This window comes from Streptomyces sp. NPDC102406, from assembly GCF_044765725.1.
In the GTDB taxonomy this organism is placed as follows: Bacteria; Actinomycetota; Actinomycetes; order Streptomycetales; family Streptomycetaceae; genus Streptomyces.
Map to the genome: position 1 here is coordinate 1,350,483 of NZ_JBIWKP010000001.1, position 16,355 is coordinate 1,366,837.

Annotated in this window: 13 protein-coding genes; 3 read left to right on the forward strand and 10 right to left on the reverse strand. The window is 72.0% G+C overall.

The features are described from left to right. Nucleotides 1-298: 298 nt before the first annotated feature. A complete protein-coding gene (locus ACIRF8_RS06210; protein WP_404212311.1) occupies nt 299-1,270 on the forward strand; it encodes a hydroxyacid dehydrogenase in 972 nt (323 codons plus the stop codon). Nucleotides 1,271-1,787: 517 nt separating this feature from the next. On the opposite strand, the gene ACIRF8_RS06215 is transcribed toward ACIRF8_RS06210, so the two are convergent. The 3 genes from ACIRF8_RS06215 to ACIRF8_RS06225 all read right to left on the reverse strand — a co-directional run bounded on the left by ACIRF8_RS06215 (nt 1,788) and on the right by ACIRF8_RS06225 (nt 5,233). After that, the gene (locus tag ACIRF8_RS06215) at nt 1,788-3,725 is read right to left on the reverse strand and encodes a protease pro-enzyme activation domain-containing protein (protein WP_404211338.1); all 1,938 of its coding nucleotides are present in this window, start codon (nt 3,723-3,725) and stop codon (nt 1,788-1,790) included. 201 nt (nt 3,726-3,926) lie between these two features. Next, a complete protein-coding gene (locus ACIRF8_RS06220) occupies nt 3,927-4,556 on the reverse strand; it encodes a DUF305 domain-containing protein (RefSeq protein WP_404211339.1) in 630 nt (209 codons plus the stop codon). Beyond that, nucleotides 4,553-5,233: a DUF3105 domain-containing protein gene (locus ACIRF8_RS06225; protein WP_404211341.1), complete on the reverse strand. Its 681-nt coding sequence runs from the start codon at nt 5,231-5,233 to the stop codon at nt 4,553-4,555. The genes ACIRF8_RS06220 and ACIRF8_RS06225 overlap by 4 nt, the downstream gene beginning before the upstream one ends. Nucleotides 5,234-5,504: 271 nt before the next feature. On the opposite strand from ACIRF8_RS06225, the gene ACIRF8_RS06230 reads away from it, so the two are divergent. After that, nucleotides 5,505-6,866, forward strand: coding sequence for a glutamine synthetase family protein (locus ACIRF8_RS06230; protein ID WP_404211343.1), 1,362 nt, complete (start codon nt 5,505-5,507; stop codon nt 6,864-6,866). A 130-nt stretch (nt 6,867-6,996) separates the two neighbouring features. Here the strand turns inward: ACIRF8_RS06230 and ACIRF8_RS06235 are convergent, their stop codons facing one another. The 5 genes from ACIRF8_RS06235 to ACIRF8_RS06255 all read right to left on the reverse strand — a co-directional run bounded on the left by ACIRF8_RS06235 (nt 6,997) and on the right by ACIRF8_RS06255 (nt 11,184). Next, entirely contained in the window at nt 6,997-7,413 is a 417-nt protein-coding gene (locus ACIRF8_RS06235; protein WP_404211345.1) for a VOC family protein, read from the reverse strand. A 3-nt stretch (nt 7,414-7,416) separates the two neighbouring features. Further along, complete coding sequence (locus ACIRF8_RS06240) at nt 7,417-8,442, reverse strand: TolB family protein (protein ID WP_404212313.1); 1,026 nt, start codon at nt 8,440-8,442, stop codon at nt 7,417-7,419. A gap of 8 nt (nt 8,443-8,450) precedes the next feature. Continuing rightward, nucleotides 8,451-9,719: an MFS transporter gene (locus ACIRF8_RS06245; RefSeq protein ID WP_404211347.1), complete on the reverse strand. Its 1,269-nt coding sequence runs from the start codon at nt 9,717-9,719 to the stop codon at nt 8,451-8,453. Between the two features lies 1 nt (nt 9,720). After that, nucleotides 9,721-10,641 carry an alkaline phosphatase family protein gene (locus ACIRF8_RS06250; RefSeq protein WP_404211349.1) on the reverse strand — a complete coding sequence of 307 codons (921 nt, stop codon included), beginning with the start codon at nt 10,639-10,641 and terminating at the stop codon, nt 9,721-9,723. 111 nt (nt 10,642-10,752) lie between these two features. Then, entirely contained in the window at nt 10,753-11,184 is a 432-nt protein-coding gene (locus tag ACIRF8_RS06255) for a VOC family protein (RefSeq protein WP_404211351.1), read from the reverse strand. Between the two features lie 149 nt (nt 11,185-11,333). Between ACIRF8_RS06255 and ACIRF8_RS06260 the strand changes: the two genes are divergently transcribed. After that, the gene (locus ACIRF8_RS06260) at nt 11,334-14,363 is read left to right on the forward strand and encodes a bifunctional [glutamine synthetase] adenylyltransferase/[glutamine synthetase]-adenylyl-L-tyrosine phosphorylase (RefSeq protein WP_404212315.1); all 3,030 of its coding nucleotides are present in this window, start codon (nt 11,334-11,336) and stop codon (nt 14,361-14,363) included. Between the two features lie 3 nt (nt 14,364-14,366). Here ACIRF8_RS06260 and ACIRF8_RS06265 read toward each other — a convergent pair whose 3' ends face one another. Then, complete coding sequence (locus ACIRF8_RS06265; protein WP_404211353.1) at nt 14,367-15,233, reverse strand: phosphatase PAP2 family protein; 867 nt, start codon at nt 15,231-15,233, stop codon at nt 14,367-14,369. A gap of 75 nt (nt 15,234-15,308) precedes the next feature. Further along, the gene (locus ACIRF8_RS06270) at nt 15,309-16,343 is read right to left on the reverse strand and encodes a LacI family DNA-binding transcriptional regulator (protein ID WP_404211355.1); all 1,035 of its coding nucleotides are present in this window, start codon (nt 16,341-16,343) and stop codon (nt 15,309-15,311) included. Between the last annotated feature and the right edge of the window lie 12 nt (nt 16,344-16,355).

A 16,355-nucleotide genomic window follows, 5' to 3' on the forward strand; every position in this document is an offset into this window, starting at 1 on the left:
ACTACGGGGCTATATGACCCGTTTCGCTGCTCGCCGGGGGGCTCCACCGCCCCGGTATCGGGCCTTTCCTTCGCCACAGTGGGCACGGGAACCCCTCCGTCGTGGGAACAAGATGAGGCGGAATCTAAAACGGTTACTACGAACGGTCAACCCCCGCAGCCAAGCCGTGGCTTGGGATCTCCTTGACCACTTGTGACACGAATGCCTAACCTCTGCCGTAGGTGAGTAACCGGTTACAGCAACAGGCGACGAGGGGTGGACCCGAGTGACGGCACACCGACCGACCGCGGCACTGGCCATGGGTGCCGAGGTGGTGCGGCGGGTCTTCCCGCCCGATCTGCGGGAACGGCTCGGCCGTGCCACCCGGCTCGCGGCGACCCCGCTGACCGGTGCGCTCGACGGGCCCGACGCCGCGCGGGCGCTCGCCGCGACGGAGATCCTCGTCACCGGCTGGGACTGCCCACCGCTCACCCGCGAAGTCCTCGCGCGGGCGCCCCGGTTGCGGGCGGTCGTGCACGCCGCCGGGTCGGTACGCCCGATCGTCACCGACGCCGTGTGGGAGCGCGGCCTGGCCGTCTCCTCGGCCGCCGACGCCAATGCCGGACCCGTGGTGGCCTTCACCCTCGCCGCGATCACCTTCGCGGCGAAGGGGGCGCTGACCTCCGCCGCCGGGTACGCGTCGGCGTGGCCCGGGTTCACCGAGCGGACCGGGGCGGACGCCCGGGTCGTCGGCGTCATCGGGGCGTCGCGCATCGGCCGCCGCGTGATCGAGGCGCTGCGCACGGACGAGGCCGGGTACCGGGTGCTGCTGTGCGACCCGTACGTCGACGAGGCCGAGGCCGCGCGGCTGGGGGCGGAGCGGGTCTCACTCGCCGAACTGTGCGGGCGCAGCGCCGTCGTCAGCGTGCACGCGCCTGAACTGCCGTCCACGCGGGGCATGTTGAGCGCCGAGATGCTGCGGCTGATGCCGGACGGGGGTGTCGTGATCAACACGGCGCGGGGCGCGCTCCTGGACACGGAGGCGCTGGCCGCCGAGTGCGCGGCCGGGCGGCTCTCGGCCTACCTGGACGTCACGCACCCGGAACCGCTGCCCGCCGGGCACCCACTGCTGACGCTGCCCAACGTGCTGGTGACCCCGCACATCGCCGGGGCACAGGGCAGCGAGGTGCGGCGGCTCGGCCTGTACGCGGTGGAGGAGGTCGAACGGTTCGTCCGGGGCGAGGCGCTGCGCGGCGCGACGGGGCGGGACGACCTGGTGCGGGTCGCTTGATCGTGCGCGAGCGGCGCGTCCCCGGGATGGTTCGTCGTGCGGCACGGCCCGGCCCGGCCCGGCGGGGCTTCTCGCACAGCTCCCCGCGCCCCAGAGACGCACCCCCGGGGAGCCGATGCTCCAGGGGCGCGGGGAACGGCGCGACCGGCCACGACGCGCCCGCGGCGGCACACGCACCCGAGCCGGGCAGACGGATCGGCCGATGAGGGGCGCGGGGAACGGCGCGACCGGCCACGACGCGCCTGCGGTGGCACACGCGCCCGGAGCTGGGCAGGCGGGTCTGCCGATCAGGGGCGCGGGGAACGGCGCGACCGGCCACAACGTACCTGCGGTGGCACACGCACCCGAGCCGGGCAGGCGGGTCTGCCGATGAGGGGCGCGGGGAACTGCGCGACCGGCCACGACGTACCTGCGGTGGCACACGTACCCGAGCCGGGCAGGCGGATCTGCCGACTAGGGGCGCGGGGAACTGCGCAGAACAGCCGCACGAAGACCCCGCGCCCCCCCGGAGAGGGGATCAGCGGCGGGTGTACGACGAGACGTACCCCGGCGCCGGCGACCCGACCCCCGTCACGTCGTCATAACCCCGGACCGCCTTCAGAGAGGCGTCGTCACCCAGGCTGCGCACCGACGTGAGCAGCCCCTCCGACGCGTCGACCCCGTTCGCGAAGTCCACCCGCGCCACGGCCAGGTCGCCCTTGACCGGGTGGTCCGTCACATCGTGGTAGACCCGCGACCCGTACCGGTCGTAGATCGCCGGGTTGGCGAAGCCGATCGCCCGGCCGCCCCGCTGCTGCTGCGCCAGCGCCTGCACACCCGCGATCACGGGCGCCGCCAGCGACGTACCACCGATGCGGTACTCGTCGTAGCCGAGCGAACCGTCGGGCAGCGTCTGCGTCTGACCGACGAGGAAACCGGTGTTGGGGTCGGCGATCGCCGAGATGTCCGGGACGACGCGGTGGACGCCGCCGTTGGCCCGCGCCAGCGCGTTCGGCACGACGCCCTTCTGGTAGAAGGGCTGCGCGACGGTGCGGCTCGTGCCGCCACCGGCGCCGGAGGTGTAGGCCCCCGGGTAGTCGGTCCAGCTCTTGCCGTCCGCCGAGAGGTTCGCCTTCAGGGTGCCCCAGCCGGTCTCCCACTGGTACGAGTCGCCCTTGCCGACCGCCAGCGACGTACCGCCGACCGCCGTCACCCACGCCGAGTTCGCGGGCGTGTCGACCTGCTTCGTACCGGTGTTGGCGACCTCGTCGCCGTTGTCGCCGGAGGAGAAGTAGAAGCCGATGCCCTCGATCGCGCCGAGCTGGAAGACCTGGTCGTAGGCGGCGGCGAGCTGCGGCGTCTGGTTGGCCTCGATGTCGCCCCAGGAGTTCGAGACGATGTCGGCGAGGTGCTTGTCGACGATGGTGCTCAGCGAGTCGAGCAGGTCGTCGTCGTAGCAGGAGGACGCGCCGACGTAGGTGATGTCGGCCTTCGGCGCGACCGCGTGCACGGCCTCGACGTCGAGGGTCTCCTCGCCGTACCAGCCGGCCGCGCCGCACTCCTCGGTCTTGGTGTAGTCGGCGGGCAGGACCTGCTTCAACTGGCCCTTCGCGTACGGCGCGTCGCCGTGCTTGGCCGCGTACTTCTTCGCGTCCTGAGCGATGGTCGGCGAGGCGTACGCGTCGGTGATCGCGACCCGCACGCCCTTGCCGGTGGCCCTGCCCGCGCCGTAGGCGGCGCGCAACTGCTTGCCGGTGTACCCCTTGACGGCGTACGGGACCTTCTTGCCGCCGGCGGACGGCAGCGACCTGGCGATGTTCGAGCCGAAGTACGAGGAGAACGGCCCGGAGTTGCGGAACACCGCGTCCGGCGGCGGCAGTTCGTCCTGGTGGTCCGCCTTGTGCGGGGCGCTGTCCAGGCCGGTGACGGTCAGCACGGCGCCGTCGAGCGGGCCCGGCACGGACGCCGCGCCGGACGGGGCACGGTAGGTGTGCTTGCCCTTGGCGTAGTTGTGGAGCTGCGTGCCGAACGCCTTCTCGGCGGCGGCCACGTCACCGGAGACGGACAGGTAGTGCTCGGTGGTGCCGGTCACGGAGAGGCCCGAGGACGTGAGCCACTTCGTGACCTCGGCTATCTGCGCCTTCGTGGCGCCGAACCGTTCCTGCGCCTGCTTCGCGCTCAGGTACTTGCCGTACGAGGCGGACGACGGGTCGGACACGGCCCTGGCGTACGCGGCCAGACCGGCGGCGTCGCGGCCGGCGAGGTAGACGCGGGCCGTGACCTTGGTGGCGTCGGCCGTGGCGCCCTTGTCGGCCGTGCCGGTGGCCCACAGCGGCTTGGTGCCGGCGAGGGTGGCGCGGCCGGTGTCGGCCTGTGCGGCCGGAGCGGCGAGGGCGATCGCCCCGGCGAGCAGCGGCAGTGTCGCTGCCAGGCTCAGGCCGGCCCGGGTGCGGCGTGCGCCGCGGATGGATCTCATGGAACCCCCTGGTCTCATGGAACCCGGGGGCTCACGGAGCCCCCGGGGAAGCTGCATGTGTAATGCACACGCAGAGGGCCCCACTCTCGCCACGAACCGTTCACGCCAGGGGAATGGATCGCTCAAGAAGACGTCAAGACATCTCAAGACCGTTCGACATCGGCCGATTTGCCCGCAAAACCGCGCCTGGGCGGGCCGGTGTCAGGGGGTCGCGCCCCGCTCCTTCACCATGTCCGTCATCAGGTCGATCTCGGACTGCTGCGAGGCGACCATGGAGCGCGCGAGCCGCCGCTCGGCCCCGACCACACACCGCTTCAGGCATCCCTCGGCCATGTGCACGCCGCCCTTGTGGTGGGCGATCATCAGCCGCAGGAACATGACCTCGGCCTGCTTGCCCCTGGCCTTCCCGAGCCGGGCGAGCTCGCTATGGGTCGCCATGCCGGGCATCAGCGCGCCGTCCTCGCCGACCGGCGCGTCCGCCATCCCCATCCACGCCATGGGCGGCTTCTCCGACACCTTCGGCAGCTCCCACAGGTCGAGCCAGCCGAGCAGCATCCCGCGCTGGTTGGCCTGGGTCTGCGCGATGTCGTAGGCGAGGCGGCGCACGTCCTCGTCCTTGGTGCGGTCGCGCACGATGTACGACATCTCGACGGCCTGCTGGTGGTGCACGGCCATGTCCCGGGCGAACCCGGCGTCCGCCGACTCGGCCGCCGGCACCACCAGGTCGGCGGGGCCGCCGTCCCCGTCGGCGACGGCGTACGTGACCGCGCCCGTGGCCACGGCGACCGCCGCGGCCACGGACACCAGCCAACCGGTCGTCGCGCGCCTCACCTGGTCAGACCACCCGTGCAGGCGGCGCCCGGCTCAGGGGTCTGCTTGCCCTGCACGAACGTCGCGAAGAACGACGCGACCGCCGGGTCGTCGGCGCCCTTGACCGTGCGCTGGTGGCCCCAGGCGCTGAGCATGATCGGGTCCTTCTGGTCCGCCACCGGGCTCATCAGCGAGTACGGCGTCCGCTTCACCTTCGCGGCGAGGGCCTTCACATCGGCGTCGGCGGCCTTGTCGTTGTACGTCACCCAGACCGAGCCGTGCTCAAGGGCGTGCACGGCGTTCTCGTTCGGGACGGCCTTGTCGTAGACGTCACCGTTGCAGTTCATCCACACCGGGTTGTGGTCGCCGCCGACCGGCGGGTTCATCGGGTAGGCGACCTTCTTCGTGACGTGGGTGCGGGTGAGCTTCCCGCTCCAGGTGCCGACGCCCTCCTTGTCGTACGAGAAGTGCCCCGACGCCCCGGAACCGGACTTCGCGTCGGCCTTCCCGGAGTCGCCGTCGCTCCTCGTCACGGCCCAGGCGCCTACTCCTATGAGAGCCGCGACGACGACGGTGCTCACCGACACGATCAGGATCCGGCCGCGACGGGCGCGAGCGCGATCGGCGCGGCGCATCTCCTCTATACGGTCCCGTCGGTCCTTCACGGGAGCGGCGGGGGTCTTCTTGGCGGAACCCATGGCATGTCCTTCAGGGAAAGGATGAGACGGGCGGGCCCGCTGATCGTAGTGGGCGGGACGGGCTTCGTGGGAGGTGCTGTCGTCGGCCCGGGCGTACGGCAGGCACTATGGCCCAGGGGGGTGCAGCGGGCACTATGAACACGACACCGGCCGATCAAGGACGATCATGGTCGGCAACGCGTACGAAACGGGCGTGTGGTGGGATGGGAACGGGCCCTTCGACGTCCCCGGAGCAGGCGGCCTGACCAGCAAGGATGGGTGGAAGCGGAAGATGGACAAGCAGCAGGAATTCGTGCTCCGGACTCTGGAGGAGCGCGACATCCGGTTCGTACGCCTGTGGTTCACGGACGTGCTGGGCTTCCTCAAGTCGGTGGCCGTGGCCCCCGCCGAACTGGAACAGGCGTTTGACGAGGGAATCGGCTTCGACGGCTCTGCCATCGAGGGTTTCGCCCGCGTCTACGAGTCGGACATGATCGCCAAGCCGGACCCGGGCACGTTCCAGGTCCTGCCCTGGCGCGCGGAGGCCCCCGGCACCGCCCGCATGTTCTGCGACATCCTGATGCCCGACGGCTCCCCGTCCTTCGCCGACCCGCGATACGTCCTCAAGCGCGCCCTGGCCAAGACCTCCGACCTCGGCTTCACCTTCTACACCCACCCCGAGATCGAGTTCTTCCTCCTCAAGGACAAGCCGCTCGACGGCTCACGCCCCACCCCGGCGGACAACTCGGGCTACTTCGACCACACCCCGCAGAACGTCGGCATGGACTTCCGCCGCCAGGCGATCACCATGCTCGAATCAATGGGCATCTCGGTCGAGTTCAGCCACCACGAGGGCGCCCCCGGCCAGCAGGAGATCGACCTCCGCTACGCCGACGCGCTCTCCACGGCCGACAACATCATGACGTTCCGCCTGGTCATGAAGCAGGTCGCGCTCGAACAGGGGGTCAACGCGACCTTCATGCCGAAGCCGTTCTCGGAGTACCCGGGCTCGGGCATGCACACGCACCTCTCCCTCTTCGAGGGCGACCGGAACGCGTTCTACGAGTCGGGCGCCGAGTACCAGCTCTCCAAGGTCGGCCGCTCCTTCATCGCGGGCCTGCTGCGCCACGCCGCCGAGATCTCCGCGGTCACCAACCAGTGGGTCAACTCCTACAAGCGCATCTGGGGCGGCTCCGAGCGCACGGCAGGCGCGGGCGGCGAGGCCCCCTCGTACATCTGCTGGGGCCACAACAACCGCTCGGCCCTCATCCGCGTCCCCATGTACAAGCCCGGCAAGACCGGCTCGGCCCGCGTCGAGGTCCGCTCGATCGACTCCGGCGCCAACCCGTACCTGACCTACGCGGTCCTGCTCGCCGCCGGCCTCAAGGGCATCGAGGAGGGCTACGAACTCCCCCCGGGCGCCGACGACGACGTCTGGGCCCTCTCCGACGCCGAACGCCGCGCCATGGGCATCGAACCCCTCCCGCAGAACCTCGGCGAGGCCATCGCCCTGATGGAACGCTCGGAACTGGTCGCGGAAACCCTGGGCGAGCACGTCTACGACTTCTTCCTCCGCAACAAGAAGCAGGAGTGGGAGGAGTACCGCTCCGAGGTCACGGCGTTCGAGCTGCGGAAGAACCTGCCGGTGCTGTAGCCAGGGCTCGCGCGGGTTTCGCCGTATGCGACGAGAGGGCCCACGGTCGATGACTGTGGGCCCTCTCGGTGCGTCGCGGCGCGGGCTTGCAGTTCGCGTAGGTGCGGCCGGACCCGGATCGCCAGGCCTCCTACAACGCGTCCCGCAGCGGCACTGTCGCCCGCTTTCGGTATTCCTGGATCGCCCAGCCGTTGCCGTCCGGGTCCGTGAAGTACATGAAGGTGCCGCCGTCCTCCTCGCCGAAGCTGACCGGGTCCGAGACGTCCAGGCCGCGGTCGGTCAGTTCGTCGTGGGCGGCCTTGATGTCGCTCACCACGAGCTGGAGGCCGTGGTAGGTGCCGGGGGCGGGGGTGCCCGTCCGCATGGGGACGCCCGCGGAGAGCATGATGGAGCAGCCCGAGCCGGGCGGGGTCAGTTGGACGATGCGGGAGCCGGGCATCAGCTCCCGGTCGACGTCGCAGCGGAACCCGGCCTTGGTGACGTAGAAGTCCTTGGAACGGTCGATGTCCGAGACGGGCAGCGGGATCACTTCCAGGGTCATGTCCATGGTTCAAAGGTAGGCGGGGGACACCGCGGCCGTCAGGAGTTCGCGCGGGGCGCCCGTGCCGTCGGCCGGAACCGTGTACAGGTCGGCGCCGTAGTCGCCGGGCAGCGCGTACGTCAGGTGGTGGTCGTCGCTCCACACCGCCTGGTCGTCGACGCTGCGGGGCTCCGCCAGCGGGGTCTCCCGCATCGTGGCCAGGTCCAGCACGTACAGCCGCCAGGGCGCGTCCGCGGGCAGGCCGTGGACGCGTTTCTTGTACGCGATCCGGGTGCCGTCGGGGGAGAGGGAGGGGCACTCGACGTTGCGGTGGAGGGTGGTGACCGTGCGGGCGCGCAGGTCGCCGCGGACCAGGTAGGTGCTGCCGTGCGTGGCGAGCGTCGCGTAGAAGTGCCGGTCGTCGGCGGCGAAGGTGACGCCCCAGAAGTTGGCGTCGGCCGCCCGGTACGGATGCCCTTCCTTGATGATGTCGTACGTCTCCAGGGTCGGGGTCAGCCTTCCGGTGGCGGTGTCGAGGATCGCCGCCCGCGTGGAGAAGTTCGTCCCGGCGTAGCTGTCGCCGCCGACGAACGCCGTCCACGCCGCGTACCGCCCGCTCGGCGACACCCTGGCCCGCGAGGGGATGCCCGGCACCGGGTAGTGCGCCTTCTCGTGCAGCCGGGCGTCGAGGACGGTGGCCCGGTAGGTGTCGGCGAGGGTGCCGTGGACCGCCTGAAGGCAGATTCCGGTGCCCGAACTGGCGTAGAAGCGCAGGCACTTGACCCCCGTGGCGGTCGCCGTGCGCGGGCCGCCGGGAGCGCTTGCCGGCGTCGTGGCCAGCTCGTCGCGGTGCGGGCCCCACGCCATGTTGCGGAAGACCAGGTGGGGGCCGCGGGGTGTCAGGCGGACCTCGCCCGCGGTGACGGCGGGGCCGCCCGGCCGGGCCTGGTTCCTGCGGTCGGCGCGGGCCGAGGCGTGCAGGACGGCGGCGGTCGCCACGGCGGCCAGGGCGAGCACCGCCGCGGTCAGGATCGTCAGCTTGCCGCGCGTGGACATGCCGGTCGTCACGCCGTCTCCTTCTCGTCGTCGGGGTGCGGTCGCGGGCGCAGGGCGTACGACACGACGCCGCACACCGCGAGCAGGGTCGCCGCGACCGTCAGCGCCGTGCGGTCGCCCCACGCCGTCCACGCGGCGCCGAACCCGAGCGAGCAGCCGAACCGGGCGAGCGCCTGCCCCGTCTGGACGACCGCCAGACCGGACGAGCGCCGTTCCTCGGGGAGATCGACGGAGGCCGCCGCCATGAGGACGCCGTCGGTCGCCGCGTAGAACGTGCCGTGGAGCAGCAGGACGGCGTAGGGCAGCACCGTGCTGTGGGCGTGGGTGAGCAGGAGCGCGTACACCGTGAGCAGGGCGACGTGGCCGCCGAGGAAGACCGGCCAGGCGCCGACGCGGTCGGAGAGCCGGCCGAGCGGCGCCGCGAGGAGCAGGAAAGCCGCGGCCGTGCCGAGCGGGAGGAGGGCGAACCACCTTTCCGGCACGCCGAGTTGGCGCTGGAGGATGAGGTAGACGAAGGCGTCGCTGACGGTGGCGAGGCCGAGGAGTGTCGCGCAGATCGTGGGCCGGACCAGGCGGGCCCGGTCGAGGGAGCGAGGCGGCCGGGGCGCGGGGTCCCGGGCGAGGCCGCGGGCCGCCGGTACGAACAGCACCAGGACGACGACGCCCAGCACGGCCACGCAGAAGCTCACGGTGAAGACGGCGTCGTACCCGTCCACGGTGGAGCGGAGGACGAGGAACGCGACCAGGGGGCCCAGCAGCGCGCCCGCCGTGTCCATCGCCCGGTGCACACCGAAGGCCCGCCCCCGCGCGGACGGTTCGCTCGACAGGGAGATCAGGGCGTCGCGGGGCGCCGTGCGCAGGCCCTTGCCGGTGCGGTCCGCGGCGAGGACGGCGCCGATCAGCGGGAGCGAGGAGGCGAGGAGGAGCAGCGGTTTGCACAGGGCGGACAGGCCGTAGCCGAGGACCGCGACCGTCTTGTGGCGGCCCGCGCCGCTGTCCGCGAAGCGCCCGCCGGCCAGCCGGACCAGCGCCGAGAAACCGTTGTACACGCCGTCCAGGAGGCCGAAGCCGAGCGGGCTGAGGCCGAGCCCCGCGACGAGGTACAGCGGCAGCACCGCGGTGACCATCTCGGACGACACGTCGGTGATCAGACTGACCGTGCCGAGCGCGAGCACAGTGGAGCCCACGGCGCGCCGCCGCCCGGCCGGGTGCCGGGCGGCGGGCTCCGCGGACGTCGGCGCCGCCGGTGCGGCGGCGCGGCTGTCCGCTACGTACATGTCACGAGGTCCAGATGCCGGTGATGTCCTTGGCGGTCGCCGCGTTGCCCGCGTGCGGCAGCCCGTGCATGTCCTCCAGGGTGCGCAGCAGGTCGTAGTGGTTGTACGTCGTCGAGGACGTCGAGCCGGGCGTGACGTGCTGGCCGTAGAAGACCGTGGGGATCTTGTTGCCGCTGAGCCGGTTGTCCTCGTCGAAGGTGACGACGAGGAGGCTGTTGTGGGTCTTGGCCCAGGTGGCGTAGGCGCCCAGCTTGTTCTTCAGCCAGGTGTCACCGGTGGCGACCGAGCAGTCGTGCATGTCGTTGCACAGGTCCGGGACGACGAAGGAGACGTCGGGGAGCGTCGAGTGGTCCGAGGGGAACTGGGCGAAGGTCTTCGCCGAGGACGTGGGGACGTTGCCGAAGCCGAACCACGGGTTGTGCTTGCGCGCGTAGTCACCGGAGGAGCAGGTCGTCGAGCCCTGGCTGGGCAGGTCCTCGTTGTAGCTGCCCCAGGTCTTGCCGGCGGCGATCAGCTCCGAGGCGAGGTTGGGCGCGGAGGAGAAGCCGGGGGTGTAGCAACTGTCGCTGGTGATGCCCTGCGTGGAGCCGGAGAACAGGGCGAAGTAGTTGGGCTGGCTGGGGTGGGTCTCGGCGTACGAGGCGGTGAGGTTGGCGCCGCCCGAGCGCAGGCTGTTGAGGTACGGCGCGCCGGACGCCCCGATGACCTGGCTGTACGCGTGGTTCTCGAAGACCACGACCACCGTGTGGTCCGGGGTGGGCACGGTGGCGGCGGCCTGCGCGGGGGCGGTGCCGGTGAGGGCGAGCCAGCCGCCGGTGACGGCTGTGGCCAGGGCGAGGGCCGAGGCGAGGGCCTTGCCGCGGGCGCGGCCGATGAGCGATCTGCCGGACACGTGAGACCTCCGAAGCGGGGAGCGGATCATGGCGGTGCGGGCAGAGCATGCACACGCCAAAATGCCCCCGCGTCACGCGTCGGGCGCTGACAGGTGAAGCGTGGGTGAACGCCTGGAGCCGGACGCCGCGCGGACCGGCGCTCAGCGCTCGGACAGCGGCGACGGCGCCTCCTGCACCGCCCAGCCGTTGCCGTCCGGGTCCGTGAAGAACATGAACGAGTTCCACGGCTCGCCCGGCCCGTCGTTCCAGCCCTGCGCGCTCGCGTGCTGCACCGCGCTCACCTGGACGCCGCGCGCCACCAACTCCTCGTGGGCCGCCTCGATGTCGGTGACACACAACTGGAGACCGGTGAGCGAGCCCGGCTCCATCCGCGACTGACCGGGGGCACCGGGCAGCCCCTCGGCCAGCGTGATCGAACAACGCGAACCGGGCGGCGTGAGCTGCACGATCCGGATGCCGGGCGCCACCTGCGTGTCCACGTCGACCTTGAAGCCCACCTTGTCCGCGTAGAAGTGCTTGGCACGGTCCACGTCGGAGACGGGGACGACGACCACTTCGAGGGTCCACTCCATGAGCTGTCCTTCCGTAGTGCCCGGGCAGTGCCTGGGCGCGTACCGCATCCTCCCGCCCCCGGCGCCACTTCGCACCGGGTCGCCGCGCATCGGCCCCGCGCCGACGGCAGTACGCTCATGGCCAGCGTGTGATCGAACAGGAGGACGGGATGTCGGTGCCGCAGGGGCGCAGGAGCAGTACCTTCACGCGGCTGCTGAGGCACGGGTTCACCGACCCGTCCGGCGCCGAACGACTGCTCGACGCCCCCGCCCTGTCCTCGGTGCGCTCCGACCCGCTGCTCCTGGACGCGCTCGGCGCCACCGCCGACCCCGACCTGGCCCTGCTCGGCCTGGTCAGGCTGGTCGAGGCCCAGGAGAGGGAGGGCGGCGACGCGGCCCGCCGCGCACTCCTCGACACGCTCATCACGGCCAAACCGCTGCGCGACCGCCTCCTCGCCGTCCTCGGCGCCTCCGAGGCACTCGCCGACCACCTCGCCCGCCACCCGGCCGACTGGCAGGCCCTCGTCACCTACGAACACAGCGACCTGCACCCCGGCGTCGAGGAGTTCGAACGGGGCCTGGCCGACGCCACCGACCCCGACGCGCTGCGCGTCGCCTACCGGCGCTGCCTGCTCTCCATCGCAGCCCGCGACGTCTGCGGCACCACCGACATCGCGCAGACCGCCGCCGAACTGGCCGACCTGGCCACCGCGACCCTGCGCGCCGCCCTCGCCATCGCGAGCGCGGCGGCGCCCGACGACGCGGCCCGGTGCCGGCTCGCCGTGATCGCGATGGGCAAGTGCGGCGGCCACGAGCTGAACTACGTCTCCGACGTCGACGTCATCTTCGTCGCCGAGTCCGCGCAGAGCGCGGAGCGCACCGACGGCACCGACGGCGCCGACGAGGGCGGGGCGGTCCGCGCCGCGACCCGGCTCGCCTCCCACATGATGCGGATCTGCTCCGAGACCACCGTCGAGGGCACCATCTGGCCGGTCGACGCCAACCTGCGCCCGGAAGGGCGCAACGGCCCGCTCGTGCGCACCCTCTCCTCCCACATCGCCTACTACCAGCGCTGGGCCAAGACCTGGGAGTTCCAGGCACTGCTCAAGGCCCGCCCCGTCGCCGGCGACCTCGAACTCGGCGCGGCCTACGTGGCGGCCGTCTCCCCGATGGTGTGGCAGGCCGCCGAGCGCGAGAACTTCGTGGCCGACGTGCAGAAGATGCGCAAGCGGGTCATCGCGGGCATCCCGGCGGGCGAGGTCGAGCGCGAGCTGAAGCTCGGCCCCGGCGGTCTGCGCGACGTCGAGTTCGCCGTCCAGCTCCTCCAGTTGGTGCACGGACGCGCCGACGCGTCGCTGCGCAGCGGCACCACCCTCGACGCCCTCGCCGCCCTCGCCGACCGCGGCTACGTGGGCCGGGTCGACGCCGCGCAGCTCGACGACGCGTACCGCTTCCTGCGCACCCTCGAACACCGCATCCAGCTCTACAAGTTGCGCCGCACCCACCTCGTCCCCGAGGACGACGCCGACCTGCGCCGCATCGGCCGCTCCATGGGCATGCGGACCGAACCGCTGACCGACCTGAGCCGCGCCTGGAAGCGGCACACCTCCGTCGTCCGCCGCCTGCACGAGAAACTCTTCTACCGCCCGCTCCTCGACGCCGTCGCTCAACTCGCCCCCGGCGAGACCAGGTTGAGTACCGAGGCCGCCCGGGAGAGGCTCGTCGCCCTCGGCTACGCCGACCCCAGCTCGGCCCTGCGCCACCTGGAGGCCCTCGCCTCGGGCGTCTCCCGCAAGTCGGCGATCCAGCGGACCCTGCTCCCGGTGCTGCTCGGCTGGTTCGCCGACTCCGCCGACCCCGACGCGGGCCTCCTCGGCTTCCGCAAGGTCTCCGACGCCCTCGGCAAGACGCCCTGGTACCTGCGGCTGCTGCGCGACGAGGGCGCCGCCGCGGAGAACCTGGCCCGCGTCCTGTCCGCCGGCCGCCTCGCCCCCGACCTGCTGATGCGCGCCCCGGAAGCGGTCGCCCTGCTCGGCGATCCGCACGGCCTCGACCCGCGCGGCCACGCGCAACTGGAGCAGGAGGTACTGGCCGCGGTCGGCCGGGCCGACGGCGCCGAGCAGGCGGTGGCCGCGGCCCGCGGGGTGCGAAGGCGCGAACTGTTCCGCACCACCGCCGCCGACATCATCGCCTCCTACGGCACCGAGGAGAGCCCGGCCGTCGGCGACCAGGGCGCGCTCGTCGACCGGGTCGGCTCCGCGGTCTCCGAGCTGACGGCGGCGACGCTCGCCGGGACGCTGCGCGCGGTCGTCCGGGACGCCTGGGGCGACACGCTCCCCGCCCGGTTCGCGGTGATCGGCATGGGCCGCTTCGGCGGCCACGAACTCAGCTACGGCTCCGACGCCGACGTACTGTTCGTGTACGAGCCGCGCGACGGGGCCGACGACCACGAGGCCGCCCAGGCCGCCAACAAGGTCGTCGCCGAGATGCGCCGACTGCTCGCCCTGCCCAGCGCCGACCCGCCGCTGCTCATCGACGCGGACCTGCGCCCCGAGGGCAAGTCGGGCCCGCTCGTGCGCACCCTCAAGTCCTACGAGGCGTACTACCGCCGCTGGTCCCTGGTCTGGGAGTCGCAGGCCCTGCTGCGGGCCGAGTACGTCGCGGGCGACGCCGATCTCGGCGCCGCCTTCCTCGACCTGATCGACCCGCTGCGCTACCCCGCCGACGGGCTCGGCGACGACGCCGTGCGCGAGATCCGCAGGCTCAAGGCCCGGATGGAGACGGAGCGGCTGCCCCGCGGCGCCGACCCCACCCTGCACACGAAGCTCGGCCGCGGCGGCCTCTCCGACGTCGAGTGGACCGTCCAGCTTCTCCAGCTCCAGCACGGCGGGGCCGAACCCGCGCTGCGCACCACCCGCACCCGCCAGGCCCTGGCCGCCGCCTGCGCGGCGGGCCTGCTGCCGGCGCGGGACACGGCGATCCTCGACGAGGCGTGGGTCCTGGCGACCCGCGTGCGCAACGCCGTGATGCTGGTGCGCGGCCGGGCCGGGGACACCTTCCCCTCCGACGGGCGCGAGCTCGCCGCCGTGGGCCGCTACCTCGGGTACGACCCCGGGCACGTCGGCGACATGCTGGACGACTACCGCCGCACCACACGGCGGGCCAGGGCCGTGATGGAGGAGCGCTTCTACGGGGCGTGACCGCTACGGTGCGCAGGCGAGCGGGGGCGCCGCCACCGACCGCGGCAGCGCGTACGGCAGCGCCCCGTACCAGAGCCGCGCCACCAGGAAGCCGAACGCCAGGCACAGCATGCCGCCGACCGCGTCCAGCCAGAAGTGGTTGGCGGTGGAGACGATGACGAGGAGGGTCAGCGCCGGGTAGAGCAGGCCGAGCACCCGCACCCACGGCACCGACGCGAGGGCGAAGATCGTCAGACCGCACCACAGCGACCAGCCGATGTGCATCGACGGCATCGCCGCGTACTGGTTCGACATGTTCTTCAGGTTGCCGGAGGCCATCGAGCCCCACGTCTGGTGCACGGCGACCGTGTCGATGAAGTGGCCGCCGCTCATCAGGCGCGGCGGCGCCAGCGGGTAGAAGTAGTAGCCGACCAGCGCGACGGCGGTGGTCGCGAAGAGGACGAGACGGGTCGCCGCGTAGCGGCCCGGATGGCAACGGAACAGCCACACCAGCACACCGAGCGTGACCACGAAGTGCAGTGTCGCGTAGTAGTAGTTCATGCCGACGATGAGCCAACCGACCGAGTTCACGGCCGAGTTGACGCTGTGCTCGACGGCGATGCCGAGATGCCGCTCGGCGCTCCAGATCCAGTCCGCGTTGCGCAGTGCCTCGGCCCGCTGCTCCGGAACCGCGTTGCGGATCAGGGAGTAGGTCCAGTAACTCACAGCGATCAGAAGGATCTCGAACCAGAGGCGGGGTCGGCGCGGGGTGCGCAGACGGTGCACGAACCCTGACACACCGTGCTCCCGCCGCCCGTCGCGATCCTCCGCGATGGGTGACGTGGTGGGGCCCTGTCGGCCTTCCAGTGTCGTCACGGTCGTTTCACCCATAGGCACAGAGTCTGCCAGATATCGGCCCTGCGTCCGATCATCCCTCGGTCGGGTTCCCACCGCATCCTCTACGCCTCAAGGACGAGGGCCGACCCCGGGACACGAGGCGGTCGACCCCCTGACGACCAGCTCGGGCATGAACACGAACTCACTCTGCGGCGCGGGCGTACCACCGACTTCCTCCAGCAACGTGTTGACGGCCGCCTGGCCCATGGCGTGCACGGGCTTGCGGATCGTGGTCAGGGGCGGATCGGTGAACGCGATGAGCGGCGAATCGTCGAAACCGACCACGGAGACGTCCGCCGGTACGTCGAGCCCCCGCTCCCGCACCGCCCGGATCGCGCCCAGCGCCATCATGTCGCTCGCGCAGATCACCGCCGTGCAGCCGCGGTCCAGGAGCGCCGCCGCCGCGGCCTGACCGCCCTCCAGCGTGTACAGGGAGTGCTGGACCAGCTCGTGCTCGACCGCGTCCGGGTCGAGCGCCAGCAGCTCCTTCATCGTGCGGACGAAACCCTCGATCTTGCGCTGCACGGGCACGAAGCGGCGCGGGCCGAGCGCCAGGCCGATCCGGGTGTGGCCGAGCGAGGCCAGGTGCGTCACCGCGAGCCGGGCCGCGGCCCGGTCGTCGGGCGAGATGAAGGGCGCCGCGATCGCCGGCGAGAAACCGTCGACGAGCACGAACGGGACACCCTGGCCGCGCAGCCGCTCGTAGCGCCGGGTGTCGGCCGTGGTGTCGGCGTGCAGCCCCGAGACGTAGATGATGCCGCTGACCCCGCGGTCGACGAGCATCTCCGTCAGTTCGTCCTCGGTGGAGCCGCCGGGCGTCTGCGTGGCGAGGACCGGCGTGTACCCCTGGCGGGTCAGCGCCTGCACGACGACCTGCGCGAGCGCCGGGAAGATCGGGTTCTCCAGTTCGGGCGTGATCAGACCGACCAGGCCCGCGCTGTGGCGGCGCAGCCGCACCGGCCGTTCGTACCCGAGCACGTCGAGAGCGGCGAGCACGGACTGACGGGTGGCGGCGGCGACCCCGGGCTTGCCGTTGAGCACGCGGCTGACGGTCGCTTCGCTGACCCCCGCTTGAGCTGCTATGTCGGCAAGACGTGCGGTCACGGGACGGGACCT

Coding starts and splice junctions, on each gene's coding strand:
- ACIRF8_RS06210 (WP_404212311.1), top strand. CDS start 299: ATGGGTGCCGAGGTGGTGCGGCGGGTCTTCCCGCCCGATCTGCGGGAA.
- ACIRF8_RS06215 (WP_404211338.1), bottom strand. CDS start 3,725: ATGAGATCCATCCGCGGCGCACGCCGCACCCGGGCCGGCCTGAGCCTG.
- ACIRF8_RS06225 (WP_404211341.1), bottom strand. CDS start 5,233: ATGGGTTCCGCCAAGAAGACCCCCGCCGCTCCCGTGAAGGACCGACGG.
- ACIRF8_RS06230 (WP_404211343.1), top strand. CDS start 5,505: ATGGACAAGCAGCAGGAATTCGTGCTCCGGACTCTGGAGGAGCGCGAC.
- ACIRF8_RS06235 (WP_404211345.1), bottom strand. CDS start 7,413: ATGGACATGACCCTGGAAGTGATCCCGCTGCCCGTCTCGGACATCGAC.
- ACIRF8_RS06240 (WP_404212313.1), bottom strand. CDS start 8,442: ATGTCCACGCGCGGCAAGCTGACGATCCTGACCGCGGCGGTGCTCGCC.
- ACIRF8_RS06245 (WP_404211347.1), bottom strand. CDS start 9,719: ATGTACGTAGCGGACAGCCGCGCCGCCGCACCGGCGGCGCCGACGTCC.
- ACIRF8_RS06250 (WP_404211349.1), bottom strand. CDS start 10,641: ATGATCCGCTCCCCGCTTCGGAGGTCTCACGTGTCCGGCAGATCGCTC.
- ACIRF8_RS06255 (WP_404211351.1), bottom strand. CDS start 11,184: ATGGAGTGGACCCTCGAAGTGGTCGTCGTCCCCGTCTCCGACGTGGAC.
- ACIRF8_RS06260 (WP_404212315.1), top strand. CDS start 11,334: ATGTCGGTGCCGCAGGGGCGCAGGAGCAGTACCTTCACGCGGCTGCTG.
- ACIRF8_RS06265 (WP_404211353.1), bottom strand. CDS start 15,233: ATGGGTGAAACGACCGTGACGACACTGGAAGGCCGACAGGGCCCCACC.